The sequence below is a fragment of the Candidatus Nebulibacter yamunensis genome, from assembly GCF_024208055.1.
GTDB lineage: Bacteria > Pseudomonadota > Gammaproteobacteria > Francisellales > Francisellaceae > Caedibacter > Caedibacter lacustris.
In genome coordinates, this window is sequence record NZ_JAMBMW010000001.1 from 192,977 (window position 1) to 208,861 (window position 15,885).

The window sequence follows — 15,885 nt, forward strand, 5'->3', positions numbered from 1 at the left end:
GTTGATATGGCTGGTCATAGTAAATGGGCAAACATAAAGCATAGAAAAGCAAAAGAGGATGCTAAACGTGGCAAAATTTTCACTAAACTCATTCGCGAAATTACAGTTGCGGCACGCATGGGGGGGGCTGATAAAGACTCCAATCCACGTTTGCGTGCAGCTATGGCAACAGCGTTTAGCAATAACATGACTAAAGACACTATTGATCGCGCAATTAAAAAAGGTGCTGGTGGGGAAGAGGGTGGAAATCTAGAGGAAATTCGTTATGAAGGCTATGGACCTGCTGGAGTTGCTGTTATTGTAGATTGTATGACAGACAATCGAAATCGAACGGTTGCAGAAGTGCGTCATGCGTTTAGCAAATCAGGGGGGAATTTAGGTACAGACGGTTCAGTATCATATATGTTTAATAAAAAAGGTATCATCAGTTTTGAATCAGATTACAATGAAGATCTCGTTATGGAAGTGGCATTGGAGTCTGGCGCACTGGACATCATTACTTATGATGATGGCTCAATCGATGTTATTACTGATCCAAATGATTTTTTCGAAGTTAACGAGGCATTACAGGTTAAAGGATTAAAAGCAGTTTCAGCAGAAGTGACTATGGATGCTGATATGAAGTCAAATATAGATGACCTAGAAATTGCTCAAAAGGTTTTAAGCATGATTGATCGTTTAGAAGATTTAGATGATGTACAAAGCGTTTATACGAATGCTGAGTTTGCTGATAGTGTTATGGATGTCTTGGGTTCGTGATTATTTTAGGTATTGATCCTGGATCAAGGATCACAGGCTTTGGTGTTTTAAAAATACAGGCAAAAGATTGCTTATACCTTACCAGTGGTTGTATTCGGATCACTAAGGAAAATACAGGTGAGCGTTTAAAACAAATTCAAGACAGCATTCATGAGATCATTAGTGCATATCGACCAACAGAAGCGGCAATTGAGCAGATTTTTATGTTTCAGAATCCAGGTGCAGCCTTAAAGCTTGGACAAGCTCGAGGGGTGGCAATGTGCACATTAGCAAATAATAATTTGCCGATCAATGAGTATTCCGCAAAGCAAGTCAAGCAAGCAGTTGTGGGAAATGGCAATGCTTCAAAATATCAAGTACAGCATATGGTGCAAACGTTTTTGCAGCTAAGTAGCAAACCGCAAGCAGATGCAGCAGATGCTTTAGCTATTGCGATTTGTCATTTTCATAGTTACAACAGTCTTACCTATATTCCTGGTGCCACAAAAATTGTAAGAGGACGCTTAAGGTGATTGGTCGCATAAGAGGCGAGTTGTTAGAAAAGCAACCACCTATGGTTCTGGTTGAAGCTTGTGGTGTGGGTTATGAAGTATGGGTGCCGATGAGCTCAATTTATCAATTGAGTGATATAGGTCAAGAAGTCATTTTATATACCCATTTTGTGGTAAGAGAAGATATACAACAACTTTATGGTTTTGCAACAAAATCAGATCGAAGACTCTTTCAGGAATTAATAAAGGTCAATGGAATTGGTGCAAAAATGGCATTGGCTATTTTATCAGGAATGGATGGTTCGACTTTAGTAAAATGTATAGAATCGCAAGATCACGACTTATTATGTACTGTTCCAGGTATAGGCAAAAAAACCGCAGAGCGCATAATAATTGAAATAAAAGATAAAATTAATAAACTTGCCTTGGAATTAGATGCTTTAACAACAGGAAACTTAAACTTAAATAAGAAGGTAAATGTGCAGCAAAGTGGAGTCAGTAACCAAACCGAAACGATGTACCAACAAAGTGCAATTATTCATCAAGCGCTAGATGCACTAGAAGCATTAGGTTATAAGCGCAAAGAAGCAGAAAAATATGTGCATAAAGTAAAATCTCAAGCAGATACGGTAGAGGCACTTATTCGTTTGGCATTACAGGCAACTCAAAAATAAAAATACTGGCAGTAAAAACTCTATTTTTTTGATATATTTGTCGCCCTCAGTAATAGTAATAGAGATTGATTCAATCGGGAGGGTCTATGGGTGCTTTATCTTATCAAGATAAACTTTCACAATTACCACTAACACGATCTTGGTTTGAGGTGATTATTATTTCGTTCTTTTTCTTTTTTGAGTTTGGTTTAGGTAATGCTTTTAATACTCTAACACCGGCAATTCTAGATGCTTATCCTGAGTTGACACCAGTGAGTGTGAGTTTTATTGCAAGTTTATATTTTTATACCAATATTATTGGTCTTATCCCCGCAGCTTATGTATTAGATCGTTTTTCACCTCGCCTGGCCATTACTATTGCTTTATTGGTTTGTGCAATGAGTATTTTTATAATGACTTTGACTAATAATGTTTATGTAATGGGTGCCTCACGGTTATTGATAGGAGCAGGTGCGAGCTTTTGCCTAATTGGATGTGTGCGTATTGCAACGAATTGGTTTCCAGCAAATCGACTTGGTTTTGTGATTGGTATTATCATTGCAATTGGGATGTTAGGTGGTTATACAGCACAAGCGCCAATTGGTTATTTATTAGATGCTTTTGGGTTAAATGGTACTTTGTACATTATTGGTTTTTTTGGATTGTTTTTGGCAGTATTGATCTTTACTATTGTGCGTGATGCACCAGCTTCATTACAATCAGAACGTTATGCACAAACAATAGCAGTCAAAACCGAATCTATTGTGCATACACTCAAAACAGTGCTGGCAAAGCCACAAAATTGGTATTGTGGGCTTTATGTTGGCTCAATCAACGTTGGCACTTGGATGTTGGGTGGAATGTGGTCGAATGAATATTTAATAAAAACGCATGGTGTAGATATGAGTGAGGCGCGTTCTATTACTGGCTATATCTTCTTAGGCATGATTTTTGCTTACCCATTTTGGGGATGGTTAACTGAGAGTATGAATCGTCGTAAACAACCCCTTATCATAGGAGGTATGCTTTCTGTGGTGATTATTCTCATTATTATGTTTTGTACAGTAAGCGTAACCCAGTTGTCTATATTGTTTTTCTTACTTGGTTTTGTTACCAGTGCACAAATGGTTGCCTATCCTGTGGTAGGTGAGACAAACCCAATGAAAAATAACGCAATTGCGACAAGCATAGTATCGATCAATTCATTGCTTTGGGGTGGGGTAATTGCCATGCCATTGTTTGGTATGCTTACTACACACTTCAATACAATAAAAGGTTTAGACGCGATGGCAGCCCCTGGACTTAATTTTGGTATGGGGATTTTGCTAATTGGCTTTATCATTAGTATTATATTTGCATTGTTAGTGAAAGAGACGTATTGTAAGCGTCAAGTCGATTAGAAGAAGGGAAAATATGCAGTTTCTTGAATTTGAAAAACCAATTGCAGAGCTTGAAGCAAAAATTGAGGCTTTAGCAAAATCCAGTGCACATAATCAAGATGTTCAGCAGGAGATTGAGAAGCTTCAATCCAAAACTTCAGACTTAATGAAAAAAATTTATAGTGGATTAACCGATTGGCAAATTATTCAATTGGCACGCCATCCTGAACGTCCTTATTTTTTAGATTTGTTAGCTAAAATTTTTACCGACTTTCAAGAGCTGCATGGAGATCGTGCTTTTGCTGATGATAAAGCAGTGATTGGTGGTATGGCTAAGCTTGGAGATAGACCTGTTATGGTTATCGGTCAAGAAAAAGGGCGTAAAACTAAGGATAAACTTAGACATAACTTTGGAATGATGCACCCTGAGGGATACCGTAAGGCTTTGCGCCTAATGAAACTTGCTGAAAAGTTTAATATGCCGGTAGTGACCTTTATTGATACGCCTGGTGCTTACCCTGGTGTTAAAGCAGAAGAGCGTGGTCAAAGTGAAGCCATTGCTCGTAATTTACTTGAGATGTCTAAACTCAATGTGCCTATTATCTGCGTTGTAATTGGTGAAGGCTGTTCGGGTGGTGCATTAGGAATTGGCGTTGGTGATAAGCTTGTCATGCTTGAATACAGTTATTTTGCAACGATTTCACCAGAAGGATGTGCTTCGATTTTATGGAAAACAGCTGACAAAGCAGCCGATGCTGCTGAGATTATGGGTATTACCGCTAAGCGCTTAAAAGAGCACAATATTGTCGATGAAGTCATTAAAGAACCGTTAGGTGGTGCGCATCGCAATATTGATGCAGCTGCAAGTGAAATCAAAGAAACTTTACAGCGTCTATTATTTGAGCTTACTGCTTTAAGTAATGAAGAGCGTTATCAAAGACGTTATCAAAAACTTATGTCTTTTGGTGCATTTGAAGGCTAATTTTATTTCCATAAATATCTCTTATTCTGTTGTTGAGTAGATAAATACAGATAATCAGGATAGCCTTGATCTTCTTGTTTATCGTTTTTAGACTTTAACAATCTTAGACTGTTAAAGACAACCAATAAAGATGCCCCCATATCGGCGCCAATTGCCATCCAAATATTAGCTAATTCTAGCAAGGCTAATATCATAAACATCACTTTAAGTCCTAGGGAGAAAATGATGTTTTGTTGAATAATGCTTTTAACGCCTTTGGCATGCTTGATAAGCCACGGTAGCTTTGCTAAATCATCCGACATAAGTGCAATATCGGCGGTTTCAATAGCAACGTCACTTCCTGCTTTACCCATTGCCAGACTTAAATCAGCACTTGCTAATGCTGGAGCATCATTAATACCATCTCCAACCATGGCTACGGTTTGATATTTTGCTTTTAAAACTTTGATTTTATCGACCTTATCTTGTGGTAACAGCTCAGCATATACCTCATCTAGTTGTACTTTTTGGGCAATAAATGCGGCAGCTCCCTTATTATCACCTGTTAAAAGCACGGTTTTAATTCCTAGTTGGTTAAGTTCAGCTAAAGTTGATTTAGCATTTTCTTTGAGGCTGTCAGCAACCGCAAATAAACCCAAAATATGATTCTTATTGGCAAAAACCAAAAGTGAATGACCAGATTTTTCAAGTTGTAAAATCTGATCATGAAAGTCATTTAGATCTTCGGTGATTTCTGTTTTTTCGTGTAAATACTGATGGCTTCCAATCCAGTATTGATGTCCGTTAATATTTCCACAAATAGCTTTGCCTTTTACGATTTGAACATTGTTGGCTGTATATGGTTGATTAAGTTTAAGTACATCAAGTTTAGTAAAGATTGCATGTGCTAATGGGTGATTATTCCCTTTTTCTAAAGCTGCGGCTAATTGTAAAAGTTCATTATCTGAATGCTCTTTGGAAATATTAATAATAGACTGAATAACAGGTTTACCTTTTGTGATGGTCCCTGTTTTATCAAAGGCAATAGCTTTGAGTTTTGCTGGGATTTCTAAAAAACTTCCTCCTTTTACTAAAATACCGTGACTTGCAGCAGCACTTAAACCAGAAACAATAGTAACTGGAGTTGAGATAACCAAAGCACAAGGGCACGCAATGACGAGAATCACTAGAGCCTCGTAAATCCAGTTATACCAGCTACCAGAAAAGAACAAAGGTGGAACAAATGCAACTAATACCGCAAAGAGCATCATAATGGGGGTGTAATATTTGGCAAATCGTTCTACCCACATTTCAGATTTCGCCTTGTTGACTTGAGCCAATTCAACTTGGCGAATGATATTGGCAAGCATTGAATCTGTAGCAAGCTTGGTGACTTTGACATAAAGTACACCGTCTTCATTTAAACTACCTGCAAATACCGAATCTCCTGGTTTTTTTAAAACAAGGAGTGACTCTCCTGTAACAGGTGCTTGATTAATAAAGCTTTGCCCTTCTTTGATGATCCCATCTAAGGGGATCCGCTCACCTGGTTTAATAACGATTGTGGCACCAATATTGACTTCTTCTACTGGTTTAATGTCGATGTCTTTATGATGTGAGCAATAAACATTGGCGATATCAGGGCTAATTTCTAATAATGCTTGAATAGCTTTACGCGCTTTATCAACACTCCATGACTCAAGTAAAGTTGCAATAGAAAATAAAAATACAATCATTGTAGCTTCCAGCCATTGTCCTAATAAAATTGCACCAATGACTGCGATAGTCATTAATAGGTTAATGTCAGGACGCATGCGTTTTAAGGAGGTAAGAGCTTTGGGGTAAATATAAACCCCACCAATGATAAGTGCTAAGGCATAAAATATTAAAGCGCTAATAGGTTGCCCAAAACGAGAAGAATGGTTGTCTAGAAGCGCGTGTAAAAAACCATGTTCACTGCCATGAATGATATAGCCTATTGCTAGAAATATCGCGCATATGAGGGTTAATATTGTCTTTTGCTGTTTTTGCCAAAACCCTTGGTGGTTATTTTTGTGACTTTGTTGATATTGCAGCCAGCACGAAAAACGATAACCAGTAGCTTTGAGTTTTTTTTCTATGTCGCTTTTAGTAAAGCGGTTGTCTTGGTTATAAATGATAAGCTTACCTTTTAATAGGTTAAATTGTAGCAGGGACTCATCTTGTACGTATGGTAAAAGCTCACGCTTAATAACAGCAATTTCATCTGCACAGTCCATACCATAAATTTTATATTCAAACATTTTATTGACCTTCATTTTAATTACCTTGCCCCTGCTTTAATGATTTTCCTCTGCCCAATGTTGATACATGTCTTTTAAAATACAGTGCACATGATCGTCATATAACGAGTAGAATATTTGCTTCCCTTGGCGTTCACCTTTGATTAAACGTTGCTCTTTTAATAAGCGTAAATGATGACTTATTAAAGGTTGTGATAAGTTAAGTATTTCTACAAATGTTTTCACAGCAGTTGGTTCTTGAGCACACATAAATAAAATGCGCATTCTATTGCCATCTCCCATTAGTTGGCAAACAGCAGAAATTTTAGTTAAAACATTATCTTTTATCGCTGACATGATCAATCCATTATTTTTTATATAAAATTTTTTTTATATAATTTAAGTTAAAAACTAGGTGATGTAAAGAAGAGTTTAATTAAGATGACATTTGGCAGTATCGAAATTGTATTAGCAGCAATTATTCAATTATCGTTGATATGATAATTATTTTTTTTAGTGGTAAAGCTTGTTTGTTATTATGTTTAAGTATTCTTAACTACTATGGTGCGTTGTTATCAGGCTTATTGTCAATTGTCACGATGTCAATCCGATTGTGACACAATTTAGTTAGTGTTTGGCATGTGATTTTATATTGATCAACGGCAACTTCAAAAACAGCACTAACCCTATCGCTGAAAAATTCTTTTATGGGGGTGAGTTTAAGTGTATGTAGTGCTTGTTGTATCATTGCCGTATCGTGATATTGATAGTTAATACTAAAGATTTTTGTAACGATAAGCGGAATGAGTTGTGCATGAGCAATTACTTCACTTGCCGCTTGACCATAAGCTCGTACCAAGCCCCCAACGCCTAACTTTGTGCCACCAAAAATACGACTAACAATAATAACGACATTAAATAAAGCTTTGCCTTGAATATGATTTAAGATTGGTTTGCCAGCAGAACCAGAAGGTTCGCCATCGTCACTAAAACGAGTAAGATTATTATCCAATATCTGATAAGCCCAACAGTGATGATTGGCATTTGGATACTGTTGTTGTGCTTGTTGTAAATAAGCCTGCAATTTATGAGTTTTGTCAAGCGGATGCAAAGAAGCGATAAATCGCGATTTTTTAATTGGTTCAATCTCGTATTGAAAGGGTTCTGCTATGGTGGAGTAAGCCAACGTTTTTTCTTTAAGATTTAAGGTAGGTTATTTTAGGGGTTATCTTAGCTTAATTTAAAAGTATTCCTAAATATTTTATTTTGTTTTTTCATGTTGTTATTTGTAATTAAGTTTACATTTTTTTTGAGATAGGGTATTTTCTGAATTGGGAAAATTTATAAGTATTTGTGATGAAAAGGTTTATTTGTCACAATTTATTAAAGAAGGATAGGTAGAACGATTATTATGGAAAATATTAGAAATTATTATGCTCACTCAGGAAACTTGATGGACAAATCAGATTGGCAGCTATTATCTGATCATTTGCAAACGGTGGCTGATATAGCTTGGCATAATGCACGCTATACTGGTTGCGAAGGACTTGCTGCTTTGGCTGGTTTGCTCCATGACTTAGGAAAATATACCAAAGAGTTTCAAGCACGTTTGGAAGGTTCAAGCAGAAAAGTTGATCATGCAACTGCGGGAGCAAAAATTGCAGCAGAAATTTTGCCAGATAAGTTGTTGAACGGTTTCCCTTTCTTTAAGTTAATTGCCTATGCAATCGCGGGACACCATGCAGGGCTTGCTAATGGCATAGATGAGGGTGATGGTAGAAGCTGTTTAAAGGATCGCTTAAGTCAAAACTTTGGCAAAGAATTATGTGTATTGGATGAGTTAGCATGGAAAAGTGCATTGCAACTACCATCAAGAGAATCTCTTACACTAAAGATTAAACTACATCCAGATACTGACTTTCATGGCTTTCAATATGCTTTTTTGATTCGCATGATTTTTTCTTGTTTGGTCGATGCTGATTTTATCGATACAGATAGATTTTACAAAAAACTTAAAAATAAACCTTGGTTAAGAGGTGAATATCCACACTTAAACGAACTTAAAATTCAACTGGATGATTATTTGGTAAGAAAACAGGAGGGGTGTGAAGATACTTTTGTTAATCAATTGCGTCATGAAATTCTTTTAAACGCTAGAAAAAAAGCACAATTATCTCCAGGATTATTTAGTCTAACCGTGCCAACAGGTGGTGGTAAAACACTGACATCGATGGCGTTTGCTTTAGACCATGCTTTGGCACATAACATGCGCCGAGTGATCTATGTTATTCCTTTTACCAGTATTATCGAACAGAATGCAAAAGTTTTTAGAGAAGTTTTTGGTGATTTGGGAGAGTCTGCCGTTTTGGAACACCATAGCAATTTTAATGATCGCACAATTAAAAATGAAGAAACTCAAGATAAGCTTAAATTGGCGATGGAAAATTGGGATATGCCTGTGATAGTAACAACTGCGGTTCAATTTTTTGAATCGCTGTTTGCGGATCGTCCTTCACGCTGCCGAAAATTGCATAATATTACAGGAAGTGTGATTATCTTGGATGAAGCACAAACGCTACCACTAAAATTTTTGCGCCCTGTGATGGCGGTAATTGATGAGTTAGCTCGAAATTATCATTGTTCAGTTGTTCTTTGTACGGCAACACAACCTGCTTTATGTCAACCAGATTTTGACAAGGGATTTGTTAATGTCAGAGAAATTGCCCCTAATCCAAGTAAGTTATTTGACGATTTAAGCTTGGTTAGTATAAGCCATTTAGGTGAATTGACAGACGATGAAATTTTAGCTCGTATGATAGATAATGAGCAAATTTTAACAATCGTCAATAATCGTCGTCATGCTCAATCGTTGTTCCAATCATTGAAAGAGCGTCAAGTAGAAGGTATTTTTCATTTGACTACACTCATGTGCGCGATACATCGCACAAAAAAGTTAGAAATCATTCGTAAAAGACTTAAAGAGAAAAAAACCTGTCGCGTTGTCTCAAGTTCATTAATTGAAGCAGGGGTCGATGTTGATTTTCCTTATGTAATGCGTGCTGAGGCAGGTTTAGACTCCATAGCTCAAGCTGCAGGACGCTGTAATCGTGAACGTAAAAGGGCAAAAGAAGACAGCCACGTTTGGATTTTTAAATCACCAGATTGGCAAGTTCCACCAGAGCTAAAAAGTTTAGCGGCTGGTATGCGATCAACTTTGCGTCAAAATTTTGACAATCTGCTGGGGCAGGAAGCAATTAAGACTTATTTTTCGGAAGTCTACTGGCGCAAAGGTGCTGAGTTAGATCAAAAACAGCTTTTAAAAGACTGTAGCAATCATGCAAAAAAACTGAGTTTTCCATTTCAAAATATTGCAAGAGATTTTCTTATGATTGAAAGTTGTATGCAGCCAGTATTTATCCAGTTTGATAATGAAGCGGAGCATTTATTGAAAGAGTTGGAGGTAACGGATGATGTAAGCCGCATATTACGTAAACTACAACCTTATATAGTGCAGATTCCAAAGCAAGGGTTTGATAGTTTGGTAGCTACTAATGCCGTACAAACGGTGGCGCCTTATCGATTTCAAGAACAGTTTTGGGTGCTGATCAATCGTGATATATATGATGATGAATGTGGTATCAGTTGGGATAATCCAACTTTTATGAAGGCTGAGAGTTCTATCTTTTGAGAACAATCAAAAGAAAAAATATTTGACTTAACTTATGTTTGAATTTAGAATCCTTCTTAAGGAGTTTAAGCAGCTGGAAGTGAAACATGAAAAATTGTTGGGCGATCCATATTGAAAAAAATGAGAGTGGGAAGCTGATATTAAAATTTGGTGGACAGCTGCATTTTCCAGTAAAAACTGTAGGATGGAGTTTTGCTGCACTTTTAGTTGTAGTGGTGGGAAAGTTCTTTTTTTGAATTTTCACCTATTCATTGCGATTGTAGTCGCATCTCATGTGGATGCGTGGATTGAAACTTTTGTTTGTTATCAAATGATGAGATCGCACCCCATGCGGGTGCGTGGATAAGGAGGCAGAGATGGCTTATGGTATTAAGCTGCATGTGTGGGGAGAGTATGCTTGTTTTACCAGACCCGAAATGAAGGTGGAGCGCGTATCTTATGATGTAATTACGCCATCTGCGGCCAGAGGGATTTTGGAGGCAATTCACTGGAAACCCGCGATTTGTTGGGTGATTGATCGCATTCATGTGTTAAAACCTGTGCGTTTTGAAACGATTAGGCGAAACGAGTTAGGGAATTGCAAAATTTCTACCTCTAAAGTCAGTGGTGCAATGAAGCGTAAAAGTACTCAAGATTTATATTTTTTGATTGATGATGGAGATAATCGTCAACAAAGAGCAACGACACTTTTGCGTGATGTTGGTTATGTGGTTGAAGCACATTTTGAGTTAACTAATAAAGTAGGTAATGAAGATTCAGTTGGCAAGCATCTTGATATATTTAATCGCAGAGCGCGCAAAGGACAATATTTTCATCAGCCTTGCTTGGGAAATCGTGAATTCCCTGCTTATTTTTCGTTGATTGAGTCGGATGAGGATTTTCCTCTTTCTGAGTTAAGTCAAGAGACTAAAGATTTAGGTTGGATGTTGCATGATATTGATTTTGCCAATGCCGCGACCCCAAAATTCTTTCGCGCCAAATTAATAAATGGAGTGATTGATGTTCCGCCTTTTAGAACTTTGGGGGTGGTGCAATGATTCTAACCGCTTTAACCCAATATTATAATCGACTGGCGAATACGGAAAAAGGTGCAAAAGTACCTGCTTATGGATTTAGTGAAGAAAAAATCGGCTATATTTTAGTGCTGTCTGAGTCAGGGGAGTTAGTGGATGTTGTGCCTAATTTCACCGATGAAAAAAAGCCCAAAGCAAAATTAATGAGCGTACCATGCCCAGAAAAAAGAACATCAGGTATTAAGCCTAACTTTTTGTGGGATAAAACGGCATATGTTTTAGGTGTCTCACTGCCAAAAGACAAAAAAAGTGAATCAACGTTTGAGCTATCGCTACCTAATTTCGAGGCTTTTAAGAGCTATCATCTCAAATTATTAAAAAATCAAGAAGAGAAAGGTCTAAAGGCATTGTCCAATTTTTTACAAAATTGGCAACCAGAAGAATTTGAAAGTTCATTGTGTACACCTGAAATTTTGGATGCCAACGTGATATTTCAATTGGATGGTGTTAGGCAATACATTCACGAGTCCCAATTGGCTAAGGCAATTTGGGCGAATCAACTGAAATCAGATGATGCATCTGATGATGCTATGTGTCTGATAACAGGTACTCAAACGCCTATTTCAAGATTGCACCCAGCAATTAAAGGTGTCTCTGGTGGACAAAGCTCCGGAGTGTCGATTGTTTCCTTTAATAAAGAATCATTTGAATCTTTTGGCAAGAAACAAGGTGATAATGCACCAGTTTCTGTACAAGCTGCTTTTGCCTATACGACTGCCTTAAACTACCTATTACGCGACGAAAATAATCAAGTTATCAGCTTGGGTGATACTAGCGTTGTTTTCTGGGCATTAGCTAAAAAAGAAGAACAGGCAAAAAAAGTAGAATCTTTCTTTATGATGGGGTTTAATCCGCCATCACCTACCGATGACAGTGAAACAGTTCAATTGAATGCTGAGTTAGAGAAGTTTACTAAAGGTCGACCCTTGGCAGAGATTGATCCTGAGCTTGATCCTGACACCCAGTTCTTTATTTTGGGATTGACGCCTAATGCAGCGCGTCTTTCGATTCGTTTTTGGTTACAAACTAGTTTTGGTCAGATTCAGCAAAGACTTGCTGAGCATTTTCAAGATTTAGCCTTAGCTCCTTTACCTTGGAAAACACCACCATCTATTTGGCGTCTTTTATTACAGCTAAGTCCTCATCGTGAAGGGCAGAAAAGTAAGATAGATGATGTCCCAGTACATTTGGCTGGAGAGTTAATGCGTTCTATTTTGACGGGGCAGCGTTATCCAAGATCTATTATTGCACAAATTTTATCTAGATTTAGAGCTGATGGAGATATTGGGGGTTTAAGAATTGCTATGGTAAAAGCTGTTTTGCAAAGAGAATTTAGGAAAAATTTGATAACAGAGGAGATCCCTATGAGTTTAGATGAGTCAAATACCAATCAAGCGTATTTGCTTGGCAGGCTTTTTGCCGTGTTAGAGAATATACAGGAAAGAGCTTTGGGTGATAAGTTGAATGCTACGATTGCTGATAAATACTATGCTTCAGCCTCAACTGTGCCATATTCAGTTTATCCGCGATTACTATCAGGAAGCAAACATCACTTGTCTAAAGTTCGCAAAGATAAACCAAAGTTAGCAGTCTATTTGGAAAATAGGCTTGGTCAAATTATGACACAATTACCAACAGAATTCCCACGCCATTTTTCTATCGAAAATCAAGGGCGTTTTTCGATTGGCTATTATCAGCAAAAGTTCACCCCCTCTAAAGAAAAAGAAGATCCAAAAGACAAAGAAGATCCAACTAAGTCTATTGATGAAACACAAGGAGTAGAATAAATGACTATCCAACATCGTTATGAATTTGTTTATTTTTTTGATGTCACTAATGGTAATCCAAATGGCGATCCTGATGCAGGAAATATGCCTCGTCTTGATCCTGAATCTAGCAAAGGATTAGTGACGGATGTCAGTTTAAAACGTAAAATCCGTAACTACATTCAGTTTAGTAATGAAAATAAGCCTGGCTATGACATTTATGTGCAAGAAAAAAGTATATTAAATCAGCAGAATCAGAAAGCTTATGATGCTTTAGAAATTAAAGCAGAACCTAAAAAGTTACCAAAAGATCAGGAAAAAGCTAAAGCTATTACTGATTGGATGTGTGCTAATTTCTTTGACGTTCGCGCTTTTGGTGCAGTCATGACAACGGAAGTGAATTCAGGTCAGGTGCGCGGACCATTTCAGTTAGCATTTGCAAAATCAATTGATCCAATTATTCCTTTGGAGATCTCTATTACGCGAATGGCGGTGACGAATGAGAAAGATTTAGAAAAAGAACGTACGATTGGACGCAAACATATTGTGCCTTATGGTTTATATCGTGTACATGGTTTTATTTCAGCAAAACTAGCAGAAAAAACAGGGTTTTCTGAAAGTGATTTAAGTAAATTGTGGAAAGCCTTAGAAATGATGTTTGAACACGATCATTCTGCTGCTCGTGGTGAGATGTCAGCACGTAAGTTGATTGTATTTAAACATCAGGATATGCTAGGGAATGCTCCAGCGTACAAGTTATTTAATCGTGTTACTGTTGAGCGTGTGAAAGGTGAATTAGGTACGCCAGCCAGTGCATTTGATGATTATGTAATTCATTTGGATACGTCAGGCTTAGAGACTTTAGGAGTTGAAGCGAGAGAGCTTTTTTAACTGTGTTATGTCGGATATATTAATCTCCCTTTCCGCCCTCCAGCACTATGCCTTTTGTCCTAGGCAATGTGCGCTTATTCACAATGAGCAAGTGTGGTCAGAGAATTGGTTGACCGCTCAAGGGCAGCAATTACATCAGCGTGTTGATAGTGGCGTGCCTGAAACACGCAAAGGGATTCGTTATGAGCGAGCTGTGCGTGTTTCAGCACCTAAACTGGGCTTAGTTGGTAAGCTTGATCTTATTGAAGTGGATATTAAAACAGGTATTTGTTTTCCAGTGGAATATAAACGTGGCAAGCCAAAACAAGATCATATCGATCTTATTCAGTTATGTGCGCAAGTATTGTGCCTTGAGGAGATGCTTAAACTGAGCATTAATCATGCTGCAATGTGGTATTGGCAGACAAAGCATCGCATTGAGGTTGTATTAACGCAAAGCTTGCGTGATGAAACGCTGACTATAATTGAAAAAACAAGGATGTTACTGGAAAGTGGGATGACTCCTAAAGCCAAATATGAGAAAAAGTGTGATGCCTGTTCATTATACGATTTGTGTAACCCAAAACTTATGTTTAAAGACAAAAGCAAAGTATATGTGAACATGCTTTTTCAGGAGGGATAGGCATTGAAAAAATTACAAAACACACTCTATATCACCAAACAAGGCGCTTATTTGCACAAGGAACGTGAGACACTGGTCATTGAAGTTGAAAAGGAAACAGCAATGCAGTTGCCTATTCATGCAATTCAGGCGATTTATTGCTTTGGTAATGTTATGGTATCACCTTTTTTGCTGGGATTTTGTGGTGAGAATAATGTCCATTTGGCATTTTTTACTGAATATGGTCGTTTTCTTGGGCGTTTACATGGCACACAAAGTGGTAATATCTTGTTAAGGAAAGCACAATATAAAATTGCAGAAACTGATCCTGTACCTATTGCCAGAAATATAATTGCGGCAAAGCTTAATTCTTCACGAGCGGTATTATATCGCAGGTTACGCAATCATGGGGAAAATAAAGCGGTTGAAAATGCAGTTGAGCAAATAAGTTATACTATCAGGCGCTTGCAAAAGACAGAAACTTTGGAGGCAATTTTAGGTTTAGAAGGTGAGGCTGCCTCCGTGTATTTTAGTGTTTTTAATGAATTGATTTTATCTGCTGTACAACCTGATTTTACTTTCGATATACGTAGTCGCAGACCTCCGTTGGATCCTGTTAATGCTATGCTATCATTTTTATATAGTGTCGTTGGAAATGATATTAGTGCAGCTTTGCAGGGTGTAGGACTTGATCCACAAATGGGGTTTTTACATCAAGTGCGTTCAGGTAGAGATAGTTTGGCTCAGGATATTCTAGAAGAATTTCGGTCTTGGTTTATTGATCGTATGGTATTAAGTTTAATTAATCGTCGTCAGATTAAACCACAGGATTTTGAAGTAGAAGTAAGTGGAGCAGTAAAGCTAAAAGACGATACCAGAAAGCTTTTACTGACTACGTTACAGACTCGTAAGCAGGAAAAAATTCAGCATCCGTTTTTAGGTGAAGAAGTACAAATTGGTCTTTTACCACATATTCAAGCTCTGCTTTTAGCAAGGCATTTAAGGGGGGACTTGCAAGAATATCCACCATTTGTGCCACGCTAAGGAAATAAACATGCTTATTCTAATAACCTATGATGTATCGTTAAAAGATGAGACAGGTAGTAAACGATTAAGAAAAATTGCTGAAGTCTGTTTGGACTATGGTATAAGAGTACAGAATTCGGTATTTGAGTGTGATGTCAGTTCAGATCAATGGTGTATATTAAAAGCAAAGCTTTTGGATATCTATGATGCAGATGTAGACAGTTTACGTTTTTATAAGCTTGGTAAAAATGGGCATAATAAGGTTGAGCATTTCGGTGCTAAAAAAGCGCCAGATGTATTTAAATCTGTCTTGATACTATAAAAATGCTTAGCTTC

At 37.5% G+C, this 15,885-nt stretch carries 15 protein-coding genes; 12 read left to right on the top strand and 3 right to left on the bottom strand.

Annotated elements, in window-relative coordinates:
• Nucleotides 1-6: 6 nt before the first annotated feature.
• The 5 genes from M1V25_RS00885 (at nucleotide 7) to M1V25_RS00905 (ending at nucleotide 4,264) form a co-directional block, all read left to right on the top strand.
• Complete coding sequence (locus tag M1V25_RS00885; RefSeq protein WP_116963173.1) at nucleotides 7-759, top strand: YebC/PmpR family DNA-binding transcriptional regulator; 753 nt, start codon at nucleotides 7-9, stop codon at nucleotides 757-759.
• Entirely contained in the window at nucleotides 756-1,271 is a 516-nt protein-coding gene (ruvC, locus tag M1V25_RS00890) for a crossover junction endodeoxyribonuclease RuvC (protein WP_116963174.1), read from the top strand. Before M1V25_RS00885 ends, ruvC begins: the two co-directional genes overlap by 4 nt.
• Nucleotides 1,268-1,924 (top strand): Holliday junction branch migration protein RuvA, encoded by a 657-nt coding sequence (gene ruvA, locus M1V25_RS00895; protein ID WP_116963175.1) that lies wholly within the window; start codon nucleotides 1,268-1,270, stop codon nucleotides 1,922-1,924. The genes ruvC and ruvA overlap by 4 nt, the downstream gene beginning before the upstream one ends.
• 86 nt (nucleotides 1,925-2,010) lie before the next feature.
• Nucleotides 2,011-3,303: an MFS transporter gene (locus tag M1V25_RS00900; protein WP_498842161.1), complete on the top strand. Its 1,293-nt coding sequence runs from the start codon at nucleotides 2,011-2,013 to the stop codon at nucleotides 3,301-3,303.
• Between the two features lie 13 nt (nucleotides 3,304-3,316).
• The gene (locus M1V25_RS00905; RefSeq protein WP_116963177.1) at nucleotides 3,317-4,264 is read left to right on the top strand and encodes an acetyl-CoA carboxylase carboxyltransferase subunit alpha; all 948 of its coding nucleotides are present in this window, start codon (nucleotides 3,317-3,319) and stop codon (nucleotides 4,262-4,264) included.
• Between the two features lie 2 nt (nucleotides 4,265-4,266).
• Here M1V25_RS00905 and M1V25_RS00910 read toward each other — a convergent pair whose 3' ends face one another.
• The 3 genes from M1V25_RS00910 to M1V25_RS00920 form a co-directional block, all read right to left on the bottom strand.
• Nucleotides 4,267-6,540 (bottom strand): heavy metal translocating P-type ATPase, encoded by a 2,274-nt coding sequence (locus M1V25_RS00910; RefSeq protein WP_498842162.1) that lies wholly within the window; start codon nucleotides 6,538-6,540, stop codon nucleotides 4,267-4,269.
• 21 nt (nucleotides 6,541-6,561) lie between these two features.
• Nucleotides 6,562-6,861 (bottom strand): ArsR/SmtB family transcription factor, encoded by a 300-nt coding sequence (locus M1V25_RS00915; RefSeq protein WP_116963178.1) that lies wholly within the window; start codon nucleotides 6,859-6,861, stop codon nucleotides 6,562-6,564.
• Between the two features lie 202 nt (nucleotides 6,862-7,063).
• On the bottom strand, nucleotides 7,064-7,690 hold the full coding sequence (locus tag M1V25_RS00920; RefSeq protein WP_116963179.1) for an IMPACT family protein: 627 nt from the start codon (nucleotides 7,688-7,690) through the stop codon (nucleotides 7,064-7,066).
• Between the two features lie 225 nt (nucleotides 7,691-7,915).
• Between M1V25_RS00920 and cas3 the strand changes: the two genes are divergently transcribed.
• The 7 genes from cas3 (at nucleotide 7,916) to cas2 (ending at nucleotide 15,871) form a co-directional block, all read left to right on the top strand.
• Nucleotides 7,916-10,192 carry a CRISPR-associated helicase Cas3' gene (gene cas3 / locus M1V25_RS00925; RefSeq protein WP_498842163.1) on the top strand — a complete coding sequence of 759 codons (2,277 nt, stop codon included), beginning with the start codon at nucleotides 7,916-7,918 and terminating at the stop codon, nucleotides 10,190-10,192.
• Nucleotides 10,193-10,548: 356 nt separating this feature from the next.
• Nucleotides 10,549-11,229, top strand: coding sequence for a type I-C CRISPR-associated protein Cas5c (gene cas5c / locus M1V25_RS00930; RefSeq protein ID WP_116963180.1), 681 nt, complete (start codon nucleotides 10,549-10,551; stop codon nucleotides 11,227-11,229).
• A complete protein-coding gene (gene cas8c, locus M1V25_RS00935) occupies nucleotides 11,226-13,052 on the top strand; it encodes a type I-C CRISPR-associated protein Cas8c/Csd1 (RefSeq protein ID WP_116963181.1) in 1,827 nt (608 codons plus the stop codon). The genes cas5c and cas8c overlap by 4 nt, the downstream gene beginning before the upstream one ends.
• Nucleotides 13,053-13,922 (top strand): type I-C CRISPR-associated protein Cas7/Csd2, encoded by an 870-nt coding sequence (gene cas7c, locus M1V25_RS00940; protein ID WP_116963182.1) that lies wholly within the window; start codon nucleotides 13,053-13,055, stop codon nucleotides 13,920-13,922. It abuts the gene before it with no gap.
• Between the two features lie 7 nt (nucleotides 13,923-13,929).
• Nucleotides 13,930-14,544: a CRISPR-associated protein Cas4 gene (gene cas4, locus M1V25_RS00945; protein WP_498842164.1), complete on the top strand. Its 615-nt coding sequence runs from the start codon at nucleotides 13,930-13,932 to the stop codon at nucleotides 14,542-14,544.
• A 3-nt stretch (nucleotides 14,545-14,547) separates the two neighbouring features.
• Nucleotides 14,548-15,567, top strand: coding sequence for a type I-C CRISPR-associated endonuclease Cas1c (cas1c, locus tag M1V25_RS00950; protein WP_498842165.1), 1,020 nt, complete (start codon nucleotides 14,548-14,550; stop codon nucleotides 15,565-15,567).
• 10 nt (nucleotides 15,568-15,577) lie between these two features.
• Nucleotides 15,578-15,871 carry a CRISPR-associated endonuclease Cas2 gene (cas2, locus tag M1V25_RS00955; protein ID WP_498842166.1) on the top strand — a complete coding sequence of 98 codons (294 nt, stop codon included), beginning with the start codon at nucleotides 15,578-15,580 and terminating at the stop codon, nucleotides 15,869-15,871.
• The last annotated feature ends 14 nt before the right edge of the window (nucleotides 15,872-15,885 follow it).